Source organism: Methanosarcina barkeri MS (assembly GCF_000970025.1).
GTDB classification, from domain to species: domain Archaea; phylum Halobacteriota; class Methanosarcinia; order Methanosarcinales; family Methanosarcinaceae; genus Methanosarcina; species Methanosarcina barkeri.
The window spans coordinates 1,746,077-1,766,999 of the sequence record NZ_CP009528.1 but is presented as its reverse complement, the minus strand read 5'-3'; the positions used below and the strand labels follow the sequence as shown (position 1 = coordinate 1,766,999).

The 20,923-nt window shown below is 40.0% G+C and carries 16 protein-coding genes; 7 read left to right on the top strand and 9 right to left on the bottom strand.

Features of this window, described 5'->3' with window-relative positions; translation table 11 throughout:
- Positions 1–219: 219 nt before the first annotated feature.
- Entirely contained in the window at positions 220–657 is a 438-nt protein-coding gene (locus MSBRM_RS21120; RefSeq protein WP_230629206.1) for a hypothetical protein, read from the bottom strand.
- On the opposite strand from MSBRM_RS21120, the gene MSBRM_RS07110 reads away from it, so the two are divergent.
- Entirely contained in the window at positions 656–1,318 is a 663-nt protein-coding gene (locus MSBRM_RS07110) for a formylglycine-generating enzyme family protein (protein ID WP_230629207.1), read from the top strand. The genes MSBRM_RS21120 and MSBRM_RS07110 overlap by 2 nt on opposite strands.
- A 183-nt stretch (positions 1,319–1,501) precedes the next feature.
- On the opposite strand, the gene MSBRM_RS07105 is transcribed toward MSBRM_RS07110, so the two are convergent.
- Positions 1,502–2,908, bottom strand: a complete 1,407-nt coding sequence (locus MSBRM_RS07105; protein WP_080941479.1) for a glutamate decarboxylase — start codon at positions 2,906–2,908, stop codon at positions 1,502–1,504.
- Between the two features lie 113 nt (positions 2,909–3,021).
- Positions 3,022–4,644: a M20/M25/M40 family metallo-hydrolase gene (locus MSBRM_RS07100; protein WP_048118463.1), complete on the bottom strand. Its 1,623-nt coding sequence runs from the start codon at positions 4,642–4,644 to the stop codon at positions 3,022–3,024.
- Between the two features lie 1,665 nt (positions 4,645–6,309).
- Between MSBRM_RS07100 and MSBRM_RS07095 the strand changes: the two genes are divergently transcribed.
- Positions 6,310–6,651 (top strand): hypothetical protein, encoded by a 342-nt coding sequence (locus MSBRM_RS07095; protein ID WP_048155177.1) that lies wholly within the window; start codon positions 6,310–6,312, stop codon positions 6,649–6,651.
- 261 nt (positions 6,652–6,912) lie between these two features.
- On the opposite strand, the gene MSBRM_RS07090 is transcribed toward MSBRM_RS07095, so the two are convergent.
- The gene (locus MSBRM_RS07090; RefSeq protein WP_048155175.1) at positions 6,913–7,722 is read right to left on the bottom strand and encodes a class I SAM-dependent methyltransferase; all 810 of its coding nucleotides are present in this window, start codon (positions 7,720–7,722) and stop codon (positions 6,913–6,915) included.
- Positions 7,723–8,476: 754 nt separating this feature from the next.
- Here MSBRM_RS07090 and MSBRM_RS07085 point away from each other — a divergent pair.
- Positions 8,477–9,589, top strand: a complete 1,113-nt coding sequence (locus tag MSBRM_RS07085; RefSeq protein ID WP_048118468.1) for a tetratricopeptide repeat protein — start codon at positions 8,477–8,479, stop codon at positions 9,587–9,589.
- A 402-nt stretch (positions 9,590–9,991) separates the two neighbouring features.
- Here the strand turns inward: MSBRM_RS07085 and MSBRM_RS07080 are convergent, their stop codons facing one another.
- Positions 9,992–10,627: a LysE family translocator gene (locus MSBRM_RS07080; RefSeq protein ID WP_048122977.1), complete on the bottom strand. Its 636-nt coding sequence runs from the start codon at positions 10,625–10,627 to the stop codon at positions 9,992–9,994.
- Between the two features lie 167 nt (positions 10,628–10,794).
- Positions 10,795–11,592, bottom strand: a complete 798-nt coding sequence (locus tag MSBRM_RS07075; RefSeq protein ID WP_080941481.1) for an alpha/beta fold hydrolase — start codon at positions 11,590–11,592, stop codon at positions 10,795–10,797.
- 212 nt (positions 11,593–11,804) lie between these two features.
- On the opposite strand from MSBRM_RS07075, the gene MSBRM_RS07070 reads away from it, so the two are divergent.
- Positions 11,805–13,019: a multidrug effflux MFS transporter gene (locus MSBRM_RS07070; protein WP_048118470.1), complete on the top strand. Its 1,215-nt coding sequence runs from the start codon at positions 11,805–11,807 to the stop codon at positions 13,017–13,019.
- 141 nt (positions 13,020–13,160) lie between these two features.
- On the opposite strand, the gene MSBRM_RS07065 is transcribed toward MSBRM_RS07070, so the two are convergent.
- Positions 13,161–13,856: a flavodoxin family protein gene (locus MSBRM_RS07065; protein WP_048118472.1), complete on the bottom strand. Its 696-nt coding sequence runs from the start codon at positions 13,854–13,856 to the stop codon at positions 13,161–13,163.
- A gap of 643 nt (positions 13,857–14,499) precedes the next feature.
- On the opposite strand from MSBRM_RS07065, the gene MSBRM_RS07060 reads away from it, so the two are divergent.
- Together MSBRM_RS07060 and MSBRM_RS07055 are read left to right on the top strand one after the other, a co-directional pair.
- Entirely contained in the window at positions 14,500–15,483 is a 984-nt protein-coding gene (locus tag MSBRM_RS07060) for a hypothetical protein (RefSeq protein ID WP_230669087.1), read from the top strand.
- Between the two features lie 225 nt (positions 15,484–15,708).
- The gene (locus MSBRM_RS07055) at positions 15,709–17,388 is read left to right on the top strand and encodes an ABC1 kinase family protein (RefSeq protein WP_048155168.1); all 1,680 of its coding nucleotides are present in this window, start codon (positions 15,709–15,711) and stop codon (positions 17,386–17,388) included.
- A 79-nt stretch (positions 17,389–17,467) separates the two neighbouring features.
- Here the strand turns inward: MSBRM_RS07055 and MSBRM_RS07050 are convergent, their stop codons facing one another.
- Positions 17,468–17,956: a thioredoxin family protein gene (locus tag MSBRM_RS07050; RefSeq protein WP_048118479.1), complete on the bottom strand. Its 489-nt coding sequence runs from the start codon at positions 17,954–17,956 to the stop codon at positions 17,468–17,470.
- A 364-nt stretch (positions 17,957–18,320) separates the two neighbouring features.
- Between MSBRM_RS07050 and MSBRM_RS20785 the strand changes: the two genes are divergently transcribed.
- Positions 18,321–18,488: a hypothetical protein gene (locus MSBRM_RS20785; protein WP_196298117.1), complete on the top strand. Its 168-nt coding sequence runs from the start codon at positions 18,321–18,323 to the stop codon at positions 18,486–18,488.
- Here the strand turns inward: MSBRM_RS20785 and lon are convergent.
- Complete coding sequence (gene lon / locus MSBRM_RS07045; RefSeq protein ID WP_048155165.1) at positions 18,464–20,857, bottom strand: endopeptidase La; 2,394 nt, start codon at positions 20,855–20,857, stop codon at positions 18,464–18,466. The two genes, MSBRM_RS20785 and lon, sit on opposite strands and share 25 nt — an antisense overlap.
- Between the last annotated feature and the right edge of the window lie 66 nt (positions 20,858–20,923).

The following is a 20,923-nucleotide window of genomic DNA, read 5'->3' as shown; positions in this document are numbered from 1 at the left end:
TGCTCACTTCCGGTCTCTACCTTTGCCTCTATACCAATATCATAAAAACTTTTTGATTATGGATCATTGGTTTTTAACTATTTTATTGTATTTTATGTTGTATGTTATGTTGTGTATGCAAGGTTTGATCAGTACAGTTTTATTGGTTTTAGAAGTAGTAACAACAAAAAAGATAAATCTTAAAGTATATTTCTTGTTCTTATAGTATTTTTTTGGTTCTTAAATCAACGTGGTGAGAACACTGATTTCTGAAAAAAAATATTCTTCACACTGCAAAGGTTCTGAAGAAATTGAACCTCTAAGACCTGACGGTTTGGCTAATAGCTCAATCAGTAATTCAATCCACAGTTGCGGTGTTCCGGTGAATAACCCAATGAACAACGCAGTCCGTAACTCAATGAGTGACTCAATAAACAACCAGGCCAATGACCCAATAAGTAGTTCATTGAATAACTCACTGAATAACTCACTGAATAACTCACTGAATAACTCACTGAATAACTCACTGAATAACTCACTGAATAACTCACTGAATAACTCACTGAATAACTCACTGAATAACTCACTGAATAACTCAATCAAGAATTTGTCCGGCAGCTCAATAATTAACTCTATTGGAATGGAGTTTATTCTGATTTCTGCCGGAGAATTTAACATGGGCTCTCCAATGCGTGAAAAAAGAAGAAAGCTCTGGGAAAGTCCTGTGCATAAAGTAACAATCAAAAAACCTTTTTACCTTAGCAGGTATCCGGTGACACAGGAGCAATGGCAGAAAGTCATGGGTAACAATCCTGCATATTTTAAGGGCGAAAAGCATCCTGTTGAAAATGTTTCATGGGATGAGATTAAGGTCTTTTTCCGGAAACTTAATGCTCTGGAAAATGTCGATGGAATTTCCCGAATCTACCGCCTTCCAACTGAAGCCGAATGGGAATATGCAGCCAGAGCAGGAACTGAAACCGCTTACTTTTTTGGAGACGATGGATCGAAACTTTCAGAATATGCCTGGTTTCTGGAGAATTCCGGGTTTGCAACCCATCCGGTCGGCCTGAAAAAGCCAAATCCCTGGGGGCTTTATGATATTTATGGAAATGCAGGAGAATGGGTACAGGACGAGTACCATATCAGTTACAAAGGCGCCCCGATAGATGGAGGGGCATGGGAAAACGCCCTTCCAAGTGTATCCACTCCAGTGAGAGTAAGGAGAGGCGGAGGCTGGAACGGAAATGCAGGATGCTGTCGGTCGGCTGAAAGACTTTTTGTGGCTCAGGATAAAAGGTTAAATAGTCTGGGATTTCGAGTGGTTAAGGATATTTAATTCCAATGAAATACAGCATTTCCTGTGTCGGTATTCGCCAGCGCAATTTTAATTTGGAACAACCGTTGAGCCGAAACCGTTGAGCCGGTTTATCGCGCAGATAGGGTGGGTATAAGGTTATCTAATTCAAAAGTTATCTTATTCGCTCTTTTCTAAAAAATAAGATTGCTGAGGTGCAAATTTTCAGCAAATATGGACCATACCATCATCAGGCGGGCAGGGTTTTTTTGTTTCGGATTTTCTACCATTTTTAAAAAACTGACATGCATTTTCGATATCGTTTACAAGAATTGCTGCCATATCCGGAGTGAAATTTTCTCTTATGACAATGCGCATTATCTCGATATCCGCCGCATTTTCTGGAAGACAGTAGGCGGGAACTATCCAGCCCTTCTCTCTTAGCTTGTACGAGAGCTGCTGCAGGGAATAACCAGTTTCCTCTTTTTGCTTGAAAGCAATTATAGGAAGTCTTTCTCCTTTGTTCAGCATTTCGAAACGGCCCAGTCTGTCAACCCTCTCAGCAAGATCCTGAGAAACCTCAAGGATATTCTTCATTATTCCGGTATAACCAGCTTTTCCGAATCTTAAAATATTGTAATATTGGGCCGCAACCATCGCACTGCCTCCTGAAAAGTTCAGGGTGTACGAATCTTCCATTTCTCCGAGGTAGTTCACATGGAAAATCAGGTCTTCGGGAAGGTCACTTTCATCACGGAAAATAAGCCAGCCAAGGCCCGGATAAGTCAATCCGTATTTATGTCCTGAAACGTTTATCGATTTTACTCTTTCCAGTCTGAAGTCCCACTCAAAATCAGGTTCGGTAAATGGCAATATGAAGCCGCCACTTGCAGCATCTATGTGGATGGGTATGTCCCAGCCTTTTTCTTCCTTGTATCCCAAAAGTAAATCATTAATATCCTTTACAGGATCGATTTCTCCTGTAAAAGTTGTTCCCAAAACGCAACCAACACAGATTGTGTTCTCATCAATCTGCTCTGAGACAGCATCTGCCGTAATTGTACGTCTGTCTTTGTCTATAGGAATTTTTCTAGCTTCGACGTCAAAGTATTTGGCAAATTTATCCCAGCAAACGTGAGCATCGTTTCCAAAAATTATGTTTGGTTTGCCTGTGCCTCGCCCTGAGTTTTTCCAGCTCCATTTGTGAGCCAGCAAACCCAGCATTATAGCTTCTGAAGAGCCTGCTGTTGCCGTACCCATGAATTCGGTATGATGCCCATTAAAAAGACGCCCAAGCATATTCACAATATTCCTGTGAATAACTTTGTCAGTTTGAGGATATTCGAAAATATCTATGATATTTTTATTTATGTTTTCCATGACAAGCTTGTCTGCTTCTGGTTCCATCCATGTGTTGACAAAACTTGCCAGATTCAGGAAGGGATTGCCGTCGAGACTCTGTTCATCATGTACCAGTTGATAAGCAGCTCTTGGACTCATCCCTTTTTCAGGGAATTCGTACTTGGGAATTCCTTTTTCTTTGACCTTTTGGATATATCTGGCACTGTATGCACCAACACGATACTTTTTAGACTCATCTAAAGTTTCCAGATTTACTTTCTTTGAAATCATAACTTCAACCCCTAAAACATTTGTAAAACACTCTGCCTTTTCCAGCTTACTTTGATAAATAAAGAAAAAATAAAAAACAAGAGGATGCAGAGTTTATGCTTCCAATTAACGCGTTATGCACTTTTCTTAAAGAGTTCCTGAATAAGAGTGCTTACTGCCTTGTAGAAGGTTTTCACTGTGTCCGCCTTAAGGCGTTCGCCTCCTGTATGAGGGTTTACTATAGTAGGCCCTATGGAAATGCAATCCATAGAGTCACCGTATTTTTCTACAATATAGCAACATTCAAGGCCTGCATGGATTACGGTTGCTTTGGTCTCATCGCCATATAGTTCTTTATCCTTATACACATCTTCTGCTTTATCAACCAGGTCAGATTCGTCTTTTGGTTGCCAAATAGGAGAAGCTTTTTCTGCATTTACTTGATAATTGAATATTTTACCTATGATTTCTTGAATTTGGACAAGCTCACCCAATGAATTTTCGTCTGAGCTGCGGTTTAAGGATTTAATTGTTATTTTGTCTTCCTTTAGTCCAAATAAATTAACAGCTGCCAGGTTGCTTGATGTCTCCACAACGTCAGTGATTTTTGGAATCATGCGGATGATGCCGTGTGGTATCTGTCGAAGTAAGCAAAGAAGTGCATCTGTCGACGCTTTATCAAGAGATTTCTGGAATGAAATCACATCTTCAGAACTTACCTCTTCAACACTACATTCAAAATTCTTCTCCTCAGGAAACTGTCTCTTTAAAGCGGCAATATATGCCTTAAAATCATTTTTAAAATTGTCTTTCTCGCTTCTTGGAATAGCTATTCTCGCGACAATCCAGGTCGGAATTTTGTTTACTACTGGATTTTTCTTTTCTATTTCGTCCTTTTTCAATGAGTTTAATGAAATCAGGCGCAGGTCATAGCTTGTGATGCATTTGCCTGCTGTGCCATCAAGGTTTGTAAGTCTTTTGTTAAGCCGGATAAGAGCCTCGGCAATAACTTTAATAGCATTAAGTCTCCCTTTGTTGATATCAACACCGGAGTGCCCTCCAAGAAGCCCTGAGATCGACAATTCCAGGGTAACAAAATCAGTTGTAACAGCTTCTAAGATAACATTCCCTTCGAACTGGACATCCTGCCCTGCTGCACTGCCGTAAATAATTATATTTGCATCTTCTGCATCGAGATTTATGTACTTTCTACCGATCAAGAGATTTTTGTCAAAACCTGCAGCTCCACCCATATCGGTTTCTTCCTGAACAGTAAATAAGCATTCAATTGGGTAGTCTTTGAGGTTCTCATCTTCCAGAAGGGCAAGTATAGTTGCTACTCCAATTCCATCATCTGCACCCAGGGTGGTACCCAATGATGGATCGGTGACACTGTTCTCATCTCCTGCTTTTATCCATTTTGCACTTTCGTTATCAAGATAACCAAAGACATGTAAGGGAAATTCGATGGTTCTGTCAGGGTAACATACCATATCCATGTGAGCCTGTAGAGTGACATAAGGATCACTGGCATAGTCCCCTGAGCCCTTTCTACGAAGAACAATTACTCTTTCTCCGGGATCTTTAGCTCCGGGATCGTAATGAATGACTTCTACACCTTCTATCTTTTCGGCACATTCTATAACATACTCACGGACCTGGTTTTCCTCACCAGATGGGTGATATTTTGTTGTTAGTTCCATAAAATGGTCATGCACTGCCTTTGGCTCAAAAGAGTCATCTAATATTTCTGACATGTACATCTTACTCCTGAACATTTATCGCATAAGCTCTTTCGCTGTATTGATCATTCAGAAGTACATCTCAAAGAAACCAGCATTTGCTCTTCTTTAATCTGGACAGAAAAGCAGTTCAGAACTTTTACAAAGTTGTTTATGGATAATGATTCCCCTGACATGTTATCCAATTGAACAAACAGCATTGTTTCAGTTTATTTTCGAGAGCATCTCTATAACTACCGTTTTTATTTCAGTATATTTCTGTTATTTTTTAATAAGAATCTCGGAGGAATTAGTTGATAATACTCGCACGCTTGGAGCCCAAAATAAAGTAAGTATAAATTTATTTGAAAGTGCATGTTTTAGATATTTTTAATGTTTTGCCGGATGACTTATGCTCAACCGTGTAAGTATTATTAAAAATGTATGACCGAGTATAAAATACTTTCCACTTTTTATAAATCATTACTAACTTTACTCTAAAAAGTGCAATTTAGTAAAGAAAGTTTAATCAAAAAAGCTTTAATTAGATTTTAGAGGGTTTTAACCTCTGGTTTCAATTCAAGTATATAGTGTAGAATATGAGATAATCAATCACGGAAAAATGTAATGTAACCTAGTTTCAAATAAATATTCATAATGAGCTGATCCCAAAACTCAAAATGATTTTTCTGAATCCCATATATACAATAAGTAATAGATTTTTTGATCACGAAAATAATTTTGAAATTTTACTAATTTGAGGATAAAATTAGTTTTGGGATGGACTCAATCAGATAATTAAAGATTTATATACGAAAAAACATAAAAAACTTGTCATTAAAAAGAATACTTAAATTTAACTACTCTGTCAAATAGAAGCAATGTGTAGAGAATATATTCCATGGCTTGCAGACAGATAAAACACCTTAAATTTGATTTCTTGATTCCTTATTCAACAACCTGCCCCTTGATTTCTTATTAGTTATTCAGCACCCTGGTCCCTGTCTGTTTTATTTCGCAGGCAGGGGCAAAAAGAGATTCTGGTGCTTTCAACAATCTAGGAGGCGATTTAGATCGTGTCTATTCGGAGAGACACTTGGTTATGCTACTCGTGTCTGTTTGGTAGAGACACTTTACTATATTACAAACTAATATTTAACATTTTTGATTTTCTTTTTGCTACTTTATAATACATATAATAATTATTATTTTACGCAAACTGAGAGAACTACTTTAGAGAACTGCTTCCAAATAATTTAAGACAAAACTTTGATAGCCTGCGGTTGGCAGAAAATTGCAGGACTGGAGATTTATTAACCGTAGGCAAGTTTCTGGAAATATGTAAGGAGTGAACATTTAAGGGGCATATGTATTCCCTGCTTGTCAAGTTCAGGTCACCTGTGCAAGTTATACGAAAAAGGCAATGTAAAAAAAGGGATCTTCCTCAATTCAAATCTGGAAAAAGTTCGGAATATGCCGTTGGAATCAATATCATGAAGACAGCATCAAAATTTAAATGCCGATAATATTTCCTATTAAAGGCCAGCATGAGTCTGTATCACTATTATTGATTGAAGTTTGTTGATTGAAGTATTTAGTTGAGACTGCCCAATAGAAACTGCATACTTAATAATAATATTTTGAACTTTGATAAAAAAGTTTTTAAACATTATATTCTTAATAGATAACGGTGTTGTACAATTGACAGATTCTAAAACTAATATTCAACATAGCAAAAATAATTCCAAATTTCTTTCTTTAAATAAAATGACTAGTCTCAAAATTTATATTGTTCTAATATGGCTTATAATTGCGCAAATCTTATTGATCATGACTGGGATGACATCTTATGAAGACATTAAGTATTTCTTCTGGATAGAATCAGTCTTAGGGCCATTAATTTTTGTGCTGTATATAAAAGGAGCACCAGATCAACTATCCAGAGAACAAGAAAAAGAACAGAAAAAGGCAATTTTTGTGCTTGTCTTTTCTTTCGCATGTATGCTAATGGTGATTTTTATGGCTATGTTAAAGGGACATTAAAATTTGTGGACTCAATTCCTCAAATTAAGATGTCTATTAAGGGATTCTGTTAATTTTCATTGAATACATAAGTTGTGCCAACCTTATAGCAGGAATTTTTCTGGCATTGCTTCTGCAAACCGATTTATGGCTTTCCAGCCCGTACAGTGCATAGGTACGACATAATCAGGCTTTATCTTTCTCATTTCGTCAATTGTGACTGAAACTTATCGACACTTGGTAACTTATCTACATATATGTCGTATATTTCTCCATATTCGTCTATACTTTTCTTGCATCTATCGCTATCCAGTCTCCGCCTTTCCTGTAGAACTCTCCGGATAGACTGTTCCATGCATTTTCAACTCTAAATCCATTCTGCTCAAGAACCCTGCTTATTTTCTCAAGGGAATAATCATGAAACCAGAGTCTGTAGACCTTTACTTCCCCATCTTCATCCATGATTATATACTGATTTAGCCAGGTATCATTTTCAGGATAGTCAAATCCTTCTTCCAGCACAAGGTGCCTGCCTGGTCTCCAGAATCCACCTTCAGAGAAATACCACCTGTTTTTGAGCCCTTCTTGCATGCGTAGCTCTCTTGTTGACACGTCAAAGATGAAAATTCCGTTTTCTTTAAGTGCCCTGTGAACAAGGCTCAGGAGAAGGTCACGTTTTTCGTCGGAAAAGGTACAGATTTCCCCATAGACTTGAAGAACAGCATCAAAAGTCTCTTTATAATCGATATTGAAAAAGTCTGCACAGATATAATCGATATCATGCCCATCTCTTTCAGCCTGAGCTCGCGCATAATCTATAGACCGTCTGGAAAGGTCAATGCCAGTTACTTTCATGCCTTCAAAACACAGCCTGCTGCTGTACAGCCCTGGCCCGCAGCCGAGATCAAGTATTCGGTCTCCTTTTTTCAGAACTCTTGAGGTTATGAGATGGAAAACTGTTTTTTCGATCTCAGCATTTCTTCGGCTAGCCCCATCATGGGCCTGGTTAAAGTGGGCTTCGAGCATGCTTTTCGAGATGTGCGGGTCGTCCCAGAAACGAGGCTCACCGGGTTCGAAAAGAGGAGGTTTCAAAGGTTGAGATAAAAGGGAAAAAAGATTAGATCATTTTAACAGGTTATTTGAGGTTCTGACATATAAAGTAGAGTAAGAGTTAAAGTAGAGTAAGAGTTTTTGTAAATCTACAAAATAGCTTTACTGGCCTGTTCTATCGAGTCACAGTTCACTTTTTCTGTGTTTATAGGCTCAGTAGATTCATACGTTTATCTTTATACTGACTACCCTGTAATGACTACCCTGTAATGACTACCCTGTAACGACTACCCTGTAACGACTACCCTGTAACGACTACCCTGTAATGACTACCTTGTAATGACTACCTTGTAATAATTACCTTGTAATGACTACCTTATAATGACTACCCTGTAATGACTACCTAGTTGACAAGTATCTTATTATAATGAACACCATTTAAATGAAAAAGATATGAATAGATAACTTGACTATGTCACATCACAAGGTAAAGCGTCATCATTAGACATCGTATGCCAAAGAAATCGTTTGTAGTGAAATCGCTAACAACGATTGGAGTAACTGTTTAATCTGACAAAGTCAAGATAAATTTGTACTCAAAGGCAAGTTTTTCTTTTCTGTAGAGCAATCCAGCACTCTGAACTTAAAATATAACAGGATCAGATTGAAATAAGAAAACGGAGTTTGAAACAAGATTTCCCGGAGAACTTATCATCCATCCGGGGAGTTGGGGCGTGTACCGAATTCTCTTTGCAAAGAATAATCACTCTAAATTAAATCATATGGAACTGATATTATGGCAAATGATTTTAAAGAAAATAGAAGCGTACGAACAGGAAAACCGGGTAGAACAAACAAGACAGGCAAAACAAGCAAGAGAACAAGTAGAACCGACAAAACCACTGAGACAGCTTATGACCGGCTGGACAAAGCCCTTGCAGCACACGAAAAGGCCCTTGAGAAAAACCCGGAGGATGCTGCAGCCTGGGCTGGCAAGGCAGCAGTGTTTCTAAAGCATAGGAGGTATAGTGCCTCCCTAAAGGCGATTAAAAAAGCTCTTGAAATCGAGCCTGAAAACCCTCACTACCTTTACGAAAAAGGTTTTGTGCTCCTGCAGCTCAACAGGGAAGGAGATGCATTACAGGTCTTTGACAGGTTGCTCGAAATAAAACCTGACAGCGATAAAACCTGGAATCTCAAAACTTCAGTACTTTGCAGACTAAAGCAGCACGAAAAAGCCCTTAAAGATTCTGAAAAAGCTCTTTCTGCCAATCCGAAGCTTGCAGGAGCCTGGCACGCAAAAGGTTCTGTGCTTGCAGATATGGGCCGATATGAAGAGGCTATAGAAGCCTATGACGCCGCGCTTAAGCTTAACCCGAACCTTGCAAGAGTCCTGGTGGGGAAAGGATTTGCCCTCTACAGCCTGGACAGGCCTGTGGAAGCCATGATAGCTTATGACGCTGCTCTCAAAATAAACCCTGATAATGCAAAGACCTGGATAGGGAAAGGTCTTGTCCACCTAAAACTTGGCAAATTCAAAAGAACTATTGCAGCCTGCAGCAAAGCGATTTCAATCAAACCTGATTCTTCCGATGCCTGGTACTGCAAAGGCATGGCCCTTTCCGGCCTGGATAAGAATGAAGAAGCTCTTGGAGCTCTTGAAAGAGCCCTCCGGATCGATCCGGACAATTTCGAGGCTAGAAAAGCTCTGGCTTCCGTGAATTCTAAGCTCGGAATATCTCTCGAAGAAGAGGAAGAAGAAAGAATGGGAGAAGAGAAGCCGAAAGCGAAGCGAAATGTGTGGACAAGAAAAAAGCCAACAAGTGAGATACTAAAGAAAAGTCTGGATCAGGAAAAAGAGAAAAGAGGAAAAATTAGCAGGAAGAACTTAGGAGCAAAGAAAGAGTAAAAAACCGGCTAGCTTTAGAAAAATGAACTATAGGAAGAGAGAAAAAGAAATGATTCTCTTTTTCCCTCCTGTACAGACTGTCCTACAATTATTGGTAGTGATAAAAAAGGTATCCTCTTCAAATTGTATGGGTAAAAGCAGTAATGTATTTTTAATCACATAATAAATATAATAGTTGTTCCATTTTCCTTTATCATATTTTGGAGTAAAAAATGGAACTCGAAGCTTTAAAAAAATCTCTGGCTTCGCTGGACATCAATCCGGATGAAATTAAAGATGAAAGTATACCAAAGCTTTTCGTATTTTGTTTTCTATAACGGCTCTACGGTTAGTTTTTTAACAATGGCCAGTTTTAACTGCTAACTTTCATGCTACTTTTCATAGTTCTCATCGCTTTCTGGTTCATTTATGAGACAATGCAAGTTTTATCCCAATGAATGTAAAAATTCCGGCTTTTCCCCAGTTAATATATCTACCAACTCCTGGCTTCTGTATTATTCTTTCTCCAACGGTTCCGGCAAAAACCGAAACAGCGGAAAAGATCAGCCAGGCCTGAACCATGAAAATTATTCCCAGAAATATCATCTGCATGGGGACATTTCCCGAACCTATGTTTACAAACTGGGGCAGGAAGGCGAGGAAGAATAGAGCAACCTTAGGGTTTAAAACGTTCATAAAGATACCGCGCCTGTAGAGGGCAAAAGTGTTGGTTTCCCTAACAGGAGCCGAAGATACTAGCTCTTCACTTTCTTTTAAGGCGTGCCAGGCAAGGTAGAGTAGATAAACTGCACCCGCGTATTTTACAATTTCAAAAGCAAGAGCAGACTTATATATAAGGGCAGAAACTCCGATTGCGGCTGCGGTAGTATGGGCGAGTACGCCGGTAGAGAGGCCGGATGCTGTTGCAATTCCTGCCTTTTTGCCCTGCGAAATGCTCTGAGTAATTACGAATAGAATATCAGGTCCCGGAAGAAGCGTAAGTGCCGCAGAGGCTGCAATAAAATAGATTAACTGAGATTGTTCTATCAAGGGTCTCACTGTTCCTTTTTTGTTTTTGCTCTTTCCCACTATTCCTTTTTTTGTTTTTCCCCTTTTTCCCTTTGCTCTTTCCCACTGTTCTTTTTTTATTTATTCTCTTTCCTACTGTTCCTTTTTTGTTTTTTCTTTTTTCCCGTTGTCCCTCTTTCCAACTTTTCCTTTTTTACTTAAATTTCGTTCCTCAGTAAACTGTAAAATTTCTCCTTTGCTTCCTTCTCAATCCAGGGCTGATGTCCGCATTTTTCCAGCAAAAAAAACTTGAAATCCTTCAAAGTCCGAGAAAGAGGTTCTTTAACTCCTTCAAATGGATGCGGGTCATAGTCGCCATGAATCGCAACTACCGGGCAGTGGATTTCTTTTCCGATTTTGAGTAGCTTTCCTCGGCTTCTCAGTTCACTTGCTTCTTCCCATACGCCTTTGAAGCTCTCGTAGTTGCACTCAAGAACTTCATCTTCATAGGGAAGAGGATCATAAGTATCAGTTTTCGACATTAATTTTCCAAAATTGCACAGGGTTTCATTCAGGTTTTTAGCTGAAGGATCATCAAGGGTTTCGGTCAGGCAAACGAAGTTCTCCAGATCTTCTTTTCCGAGCCTGTTTATCCGGGTTTTCTTTATGCGCGCAGCATATTTTTCTTCGTATGGGCCGCTCCCGATAAGTATTAGCTTTTTTACTAGATGGGGATGCCGGGCAGTAAAAATAAAGCTGAGCATTGCACCCCAGGAAAAACCAATTAATGTAACCGGTAGGTCGCCGTGACCTTCCAGAATTTCCTTTAGCTCCCTGACCTGCTCTTCAATAGTTACTGCGGTTTGAAGCGGTTCAAGTACGCCTCCAAAAACGGAGAGTTCTCTTGCAACAGGTGCCATTTCCCCTGGAGCTCCCGGGCCGCCGTGGATTACAGCAAGACTAAAAGGTGGATTTCCGTATTTTTTCAGATTATTCATGTTTGTATAATTTTTCATTTTAGCATCCGGTTCTGTTTTTTTGACTTAGTTATAAAAGAGTATCAAATTAGCCGGGCTTCATTCTTACTATCGTAACTGTTATATACAATTATATTCCTTCGGTATTCATACGACATAGTTGCATCTGTAACTATATTTTGGACTAATAACTTCCATTTATAACTTCCATTTATAACCTTCTAATGACAATAATGATAAAGGATTTAGCTATGGCTTTCAAACAAAAAACAAATACTTCTAAAGACAGAATACAAAAAAATTTGAAAGTGACCGTGCCGCTTCTGGCACTTCTGTCTGCCTTTCCTCCTCTTACCACAGACATGATTTTACCGGCCCTTCCCGATCTGGCCAAAAGCTGGAACGTCTCTCTATCGCTAATTAACTTGAACCTGGTTTTTTTCTTTGTGACCTATGGGCTTTTCCTTCTCTTCTACGGCCCGATTTCTGACCGTTATGGACGTCGACGTCCTCTCCTTGTCGGGCTTGCAGTGTACATAGTGACAAGTCTGCTAGGTGCTTTTGTTTCTGGTGCTCCCATGCTGATAGGTACTCGCATACTGCAAGCTGCAGGAGCTGCTGCCGGTTCCTCTATATCCATGGCAATGACAAAAGATATTTTCGTGGGTTCAGAAAGAGAAAGAATTCTTGCATATATAGCTGTAATCATGGGCCTTGCCCCCATGCTTGCTCCGATCATTGGCGGGTGGATTCTTCTGTATATGTCCTGGCACTGGATATTCTTAATGGAGGCATTCATGGGAATTATCGCAATGTTTGGCGTTCTCCACTTTCCGGAAACACTACCAGAAGTATCTGAAACTCCTTTATCTCAGGTCATTAATACCTACGGCAGATTGCTGCTCAATCCCCCGTATATGATCATGGTTCTAGTCATGTCAGTCAGTTTTTTCCCATTGTTTAGCTTCATTGCAGGTTCTTCTGCCATCTATATTAACGAGTTTGGCCTGAGCGAGCAAAAATACAGCTACTTTTTTGCCTTAAATGCCCTTGCCATTATGACCGGTGCCTTCTCTTGCCTTCGGTTAACAAGAAGAGTGAATTCAAAGCACTTGATGACAATCGCATTTGCGGGAGTTTTTCTGGGCGGTATTTTCCTACTTTTTATGGGACAACATGGTCCCTGGAGCTTTGCTCTTTCCATGTTTATGGTTTCGTTTTCCCTGGGTTTAAGCCGTCCTCCCAGCAATAACCTTGCGCTGGAACAGGTTGACCAGGATATAGGTTCAGCTTCTTCCCTGCTGATTTTTACCTATTTCATCTTTGGGGCTGTGAGCATGTGGTTTATCTCTCTGGAATGGGCGGATAAAATCCCTGTGCTCGGAACCACGGTCATAGTTTGCGGAGCTCTGGTGTTTACGGCATGGTTTGTTATACAGAAAAGAGGCGTAAAGGGAATTGCTTAACTTTATAATGTCTTAAAACCCTTATAAAAGACACCGCCAGGTAAGCTGGCGGAATCGCTTTTAAAAGTTATATTATTTCGCCTGTTCTGATAAGGTATAGATTTAGAATTGACTTTGTCACAAAAGAGAATGCCGTTGGCTTTATCCTTTTTGATCTCTGTCATTCACTCTACTTCTGGCCTCCAGAGCTTTTTGCAGCTTAACAAACCTGGCTCCCATCTCAAAAGCTTTCTGGCAGTCCTGCGGAAACACTTCTTCTCGCCTTTTTGCCTTTTCCTCAGGATTGAAAATAGACGAAGCGTATTTTGAATAATCATCAAACTGGTATGTATCGGTGCTGCATAACGATTCGGAATACCCAAATATCCTTGTTGCAACCCATTCATTTGACTCAATAAGCTTATTAGTCCCAACCAGCTCAAAAAGGTCCTCAGTGATGTTCATAGTGTAGATGAAACCAACAGGAATATTTCTGGGATAAAATGTCTGTGTGTCAATAGAGTAGGTTATATATGGGAATATATAGCGCTCCATAAATGACCGCATTTCTCCTGTGGAATTTCCAAGGTAAATTGGCGATCCAAGTATTACAGCACCGACGTCCTCCAGCCTTTCCAGCATAGATGTCAGTTCATCCTTTACTGCGCACTTTCCAAAGCTTTTTCCACCTCTTAATTTGCAGGCAAAACAACTTATGCAGCCTTTAAAGTTGAGATCATAAAGGTGGATTAATTCTGTTTCTGCACCTTCCGAAGCTGCGCCTTCAAGAGCTTTTTCCAGCAGGGTAGCTGTGTTCCAGTTCTTTCGAGGACTTCCGTTTATCGCTATCACTTTCATAATTTTTACCTCATATTTTCAACTTCTTTTGCATTTGTATTCGCAATATCGGCACTTTAGGCAATATAAGTACCTTAGTTTTCTCTATGTGATCACTATGGTTATAGGTTTCACTACGTTACAGATCATTAGGATCATGGACGAGTTTTATCTGAAAACTTTGAAAAGTTATAGGTTTTACTACGTTACAGATTACTACAGTATCCTCTCAATAGCCAGAAACAGAAAATCTGGAACTAAAAACCGTTTTTTAGAAAGTGTTTCTCAAAAGTCAAAGTAGTGAATTTCAACCGAAAAGATAAGGAGGAAAAATAACATCACACATAACATCATACATAACATTACAAATAACATCACAAATAACATCACAAATAACATCACAAATAACATCACAATAGGCAGGCTGCTGAACCCTGGGGAAGTTTCCAAGATAGATTTTTTGGTCTACCTGCGCTTTTTTCTCTGATTATAGATAATTTTTTAAATCAGTAGTGGAAATGTATAAATTATTTATTAAGTTGACCTATTTCATATAATAATATGAAAAACTCCGAATTATAATTCCAGTATTTTTAAGATTCTACATCTAAGGGACACTAACAGCCTCCCAGTCCACTGACGCTTTTCCAGAGTTGAGAGTTTCATGAATAAGCAAAAAGCCATACTAATATTATTATTGCTCCCACTCATTCTATTTATGCTGTTTCTCTACGGCCCTTTCTTATTAATGGAGTTACTTGACAGTTCCTGGTATTACTCCGAAGAAGTTGATATTGGGTCTTTTGCCTACAATTCCGTACTTACGAAAGCGGAGAAAGCTGGTTATGAAATAGAAGGTTCATGGCCCTGGCCCGGAAACTTTTCGGGCTTTGAACCAGGAGATGTCCCTGAAGTCCGGGAAAACTTCGGAAGTGCTGCTCTTGTGCAGAATATAAGGCTTAACTATAAAGATGACTCCGAGCTTATGGTCTTTGTATGTGAAAACGGAACTGAAACCGGGATTAAAACCTGTATTGCAGTCTCGAATTTTAGCCATTCCGATCCCGAATCCCCTTTACAGCTATCGGAATTTCCTGATGACTCCTGGATGCTTGAAAAATTAGGGCTCCTCTTCGGCTCGGATGAAAAAGCTTCGGAAAAGTATCTTGAGGCTCTGAAAAAAGCTGCACAAAATCAGACATGGGACGCCGAAATACAGGTGAATGAGTCTCCGGATTTTCCGGCTGTACATGCGTATTTTACGGAAAACAGTGATGATTCCAGTTACGACAATTACGTTTTGGGTTTTTATGGATACCCCAAGATAGGCTCAGATACGAAAGAAATTTTTTTAAAGGACGGGAACCAGGTAGGTTCAGTAAGGTATTTTGTCCCAAAGGCAGGGATCGTGACTTATGATAAGGAGAACAGGTACATAGGTAACAGGTACATAGGAAACAAGTATATAGTTGAACTTGATTCTTCAGGAAAGGTCAGGCTTGAAATCATAATGCATGTCGGAAGCGTCAGAGAATCGATACCTGAAAAAAAATATCGCGCATTTTTTAGGGAGATGTTTGAAGAAATGGGACTTCCTCCTGAAGCGGTGGACACCTTTGAATTTTTTCACACTTCTTTAATGATGTGATGAAACTGCCTGAAGCTTAAGCAAATTCTTTATCTGCCTGCCTGAAGCTTAAGCAATTTCTTTATCTCCCGGAATCCAGAGTTTGTAAATAATTTGAAAAATATGAAAGCGAGATAAGAAACAGGAACTCTGAAATAGGGATAACTAAAGATATATAATATATCCTGTTAACTTATTATAAAAATAAATTAACAACCCCCATAAAAATTCCAGGCTAATGACATTATGATACGTAAAAGGCTTCATCGCTATGCCATGTTGAAACGATATGGCCAGATAATCGAGGTTCTCCAGAAGTATGGGTTTGGATATGTTGTTGAAAAGATAGGTTTGAGCAGTATCAGGGACTTGACCTATAAGTTTAACAATAAAGATAAGGTGGACAGGCTCAATACTTCAGGTCCGGTTAGAGTACGTAAGATATTCGAGGAACTGGGTCCGACCTACATTAAATTAGGTCAATTACTGAGCATGAGGCATGACCTTATTCCTCTGGAATATGCTGCCGAGTTTGCAAAACTTCAGGATGAAGCGCCTTCTTTTGAGTTTGAAGAAGTCGAGCTAATTATAAGAGAAGAACTCGGCCATCCCATTGAAGAATTATATGAGTGTTTTGAGAAAAAACCACTTGCCTGTGCATCTATTGGGCAGGTGCACAGGGCAAGGATAAAAGATGGCGATGAGGTTGTTGTGAAAGTCCAGCGTCCTGGCATAAAGGAAGTAATAGAATCTGACCTGGACATTATGTACAGTATAGCCAGACTTGTTGATGAACATATGCCAGAAGCGAGATTATACAGACCAATTGAGCTTGTTGATGAGTTATCTCGCAGTATTCTTGCAGAAATAGATTATACTCAGGAAGGCTGGAACGCAGACCGTTTTGCAGACAATTTCAGAGAGAATAGTCAGATCCATATTCCACGGGTTTACTGGGACTATACAAACACACGTGTGTTGACGCTGGAATATATCAAAGGTATAAAAAGTAGCCGTGTGGATTTACTGGACAGACAGGGATTTGATAGGAGTAATATAGCTTCTGTAGTCATAGAAGCTTTCATGCAGCAGGTATTTGAAGATGGATTTTTCCATGCAGACCTGCATCCCGGAAACATCCTTATAATGGAAGACGGGAACGTAGCTTTTCTTGATTTTGGAATGGCAGGTCACCTTTCCTCAGAAGTATGCGATATATTTCTGGATGGCATGGTAGCTTTAGTTAATGGAGATAGTTCTTTATTCGTCGAGTTACTCAGAGATATGGGTTGTATAGATTCCTATGCAGACACAAGGTTATTGAAAGAGGATGTTGAATCTTTTCGCTCCAAATACTATGGTAAAGCTCTGAAAAAGCTTGATGCCTCTATGATAATCGAAGAACTAATAGGTATCTTAAGGGATCATCAGGTTACTATGCCTCATAACATAGTCTTACTGGTTAGAGGTATAGTGGCTGTTGAGGGTTTTGGACTCATAATGGACCCGGATTTAAATTTTAGCGAACTTCTCGAACCTTATGCAAAAAATGAATTGAAAAAGCGTTTTTATCCACAAAACCTGGCTCGTAAGGCATATAGCAATATTTCAAGCTGGACGCGTCTCTTTCGAAAAGCCCCGAATAAAATTTCACATATACTTGATCATGCTGAAAATGGCTATTTAAATATAAAACTTGAATCTGAGGAAGGTAAAAAGCTGGTGTCCGAGATTGACGTTGCAAGTAATCGGTTATCTATCAGTCTGATCATCTCTGCTATGATTGTCGCTTCTTCTCTGGTCATTCAGACACATATGAGACCTCTTGTTTGGGGTGTGCCTTTTCTTGGCACATTCAGTTTCGTTATTGCCAGTATCTTTGGACTGTGGCTTATATATAATGTATTCAAGACAGGTCGGATGTGATTTTCCAATGTATACTTTGCGGAAAAATAGATAGCATGAAAAATTATGAAATTTGAAATTTTACTGCAAAAAACGGATTTTATTTGGATTTGACCTTTTCTTTCTGGAGCGCTAGATCCAGAACTTTTTCGAATTCTTGCTCATCCCTGAGTCCAAGAATTCTGGCCGTGAACCTGTCCTTACTGGCATTTCCAGCCTCTTGCATATATACGTATTCCCCGTTTTCAATACCTATGATCACACAGGAGTCAGGAATAGAGTTTACTCCAAAATACTCAATAAATTCAGGGCTTTGGTCAATATCTACGGACATGATCGTTGCTTTTCCTTCATATTTATTTGCCAGTTCCTGAAGGATGGGCTCCATTTTCTGACATGGCCCACACCATTCAGCGCCGAGTTTCAAAAAAACCGGACCTTCCTCAAGGGATGTATTTATCTGCCCAAGTTCGGTTGTATTGACAACATAGCCATTATCATGAGACTCTTGAGTAGAGTTTGGCTCAGTACAACCAGCTGTAAAAAGCACAGCTATAATCAGAATCGATAATATAACTAACTGCTTCATATTGATCGTGCTTCATGTTGATTGTCTGCTACTACATGATTAATGTTTTATATATTATAAAATTTATGCAGTAAAACTGAAAGAATTGCCTGAATAAAAAACATCAAAAAAATAAACTAAGATCTATCTCCCCTAATCTTTGTGTTTTTAACTTCAAAAATGGCGATTTTTGATTTTTTGGCTTTGGCAGAGTTCCGGTTTTGTAAATTAGACTCTAACAACAGTCCAGAGCCGTAAAAGAGCCGTTTTTTTCCTGAGTTTGATGAATATAACCTAGTTAATTTAAGTTAATTAAAACAATAATTTCATTCTCGATGCCATTTTGCATGTTTTTCTATGACGAAAAAGGCCGTTTTCTCAAAGTTTGTGTAAAAAACTGGGAGAAAAAATTAGAAAGAAATCAGGAGGAAAAATTAGGAGGAAAAATCAGGAGGAAAAATCAGGAGGAAAAATTGGATGGGTATTATGGTCTGGAGACTGTAATCCCAATCCTGCATTTCTTAACGTTTATGCACTATGCGCAGGTGCATAACTGCTTCCAGGATATAAGGATGGTACTACCGGCCTGGGTAGATCAATATCCAAGGCTTCTCTCAAGACTTCTTCGATGGTCTCCACAGGCACGAACTGAAGTTTGTTTCTGGCATCTTCAGGCACATCTTCAAGGTCTCTTTCGTTTTCTTTTGGCAGGATTATCTTCTTTATGCCTGCCCTGTGGGCTGCCAGAACTTTCTCTTTTATGCCTCCAACAGGCAGTACTGCACCGCTCAACGTTATTTCCCCTGTCATGGCAAGTTTGGGGTCAACCGCTTTTCCGATTATCAGGGATGTAAGGGCGGTAAAGAGGGTTACGCCTGCTGACGGGCCGTCTTTTGGGGTTGCACCTGAGGGTACATGGATGTGAATATCACTTGAAGTGAAGTCAAAGCTGTTTGCAGTGTTTGCAAGCCGTGACCTTACAAGGCTCAACGATATCTTTGCAGACTCTTTCATTACATCCCCAAGCTGGCCTGTAAGTGTGAGTTTTCCACTGCCTGGCATAAATGTGCCTTCTATGAAGAGAATATCTCCTCCCACAGGCGTCCATGCAAGTCCTGTAACCACGCCGGGTACATTTTCTTTTCTGGCTTCTTCCTGCCGGATTATCTCTTTTCCGAGAATTTCTTTGAGCATATCCGCCCTGACCACATAAGGAAGGTCGGCCTTGCCTGACACGATCTTTTCAGACACAAACCTTGCAGTCTTAGCAAGCTGCTTTTTAAGCCCCCGGACTCCGGCTTCGCGAGTGTATTTATCGATGATTACTTTCAGGGCTTCATCTTCAATTTTAAGTTTCTCTGCATCAAGGCCGTGGTCTTCCAGTATGCAGGGCACCAGGTGATCTTTTGCAATTGCAAGTTTCTCATTCTTTGTGTAACCTGAGATCTCAATGGTCTCCATCCTGTCGAGAAGCGGCCAGGGGATACTTGCCATAGAGTTGGCTGTAGCTATGAACAGGACATCGGACAGGTCATATGGGATTTCCAGATAGTGGTCTGAGAACGTGCTGTTCTGTTCAGGGTCAAGGACTTCCAGGAGAGCACTTGCCGGGTCTCCAGAGTAAGAAGCTGAAAGCTTATCAACTTCGTCAAGAATAAACACAGGATTTTTCGTGCCTGCTTTTCTCATACCCTGAATAATCCTTCCGGGAAGGGCACCGATGTATGTCCGCCTGTGTCCCCGGATTTCGGCTTCGTCTTTGACACCTCCGAGGCTGATCCGGACATATTTTCTGCCCAAAGCATCTGCAATGCTTTTCCCAAGGCTTGTTTTACCGGTTCCGGGCGGTCCAATCAGGAGCAGAATTGAGCCCTGCTTCTCGTGTTTTAATTTCATAACTGCCAGGTGCTGGATTATTCTCTCCTTAACCTTTTCAAGTCCGTTGTGGTTGCTTTCAAGCACACGACGGGCTTCTTCAATATCGATGCTCTTTTTCTCCTCGGTTACCCAGGGAAGGTCGAGCAGGAGGTCAAGATAATTCCTTATAACAGGGGCTTCAGGATTGTGACTGCCTCCGGTTTCTAGTTTCTTTAATTCGGAAAATGCCTTCTTTTTTACCTCATCAGGCATAGTTGAGTTTTCAATTTTCTCCCTGTATGCAGCATCGCCTGAAACCGAGTCACCACCTTCGTTGAGCTCTTCCTGAATCACTTTCAGTTGCTCACGGAGCATTGCCTCTCTATTGGACTTGCTTATTTTGTCAGTGACTTTTTTTGCCATTTCGATCTGGAGATTGATATTTTCTTTATGCTTTGTCAGAATGTGAAGGAACAGAAGATACCTTTCGCGAACCGAGGCAAGCTCCAGGAGTCTCTGCTTTTCGGCAAGTTTTACGGGTATGTACGGCATGGCAAATCCCATTATCTGGTCAATGGAGTCCATCTTATCGATTGACTTGGTAAATTGTTCAGAACCCTGGAACCGGGCACTGATCTCGTGAATTGTCTTTTTTATATTTGCCAGTACCTCAGTTTCAGCGTCCTCATCGAAATCCGGCAGATCATGGACAGGCCTGTAAGTTGTGTAGAACAGCCCATTCTTCCGATACAGAGATATAGCCTCTACCCTTTCGATAGCCTTTGCGACAACGAGATATCCGTCATCAGCAGGCTGTACATATGTAATCTTAAGCAAGTTTCCAATCTTATACAGGTTCTCTTCGGATAGTTCTGAAGCCTTTGTGCCGCTCTTTACAGTCAGCCCGATGGCAGATACAGATTCGGCGTTTTTCATGTCATTTAGGAGTATTTCCCCTGTGACTTTGTCAGCAAGAAATTTGGCCCGGCTTTTTGGGTAGACAACTACCTCAAAAAGCGGCATTACGATGCTTTCTCTGGTTTCATCGGGTTGTTCTGGATACATTGTCAATCGTCTCATTTTTCTAAATTTGTTATCTCTGTTTTCCAGGTTAGTCCAATTATTTAGTTT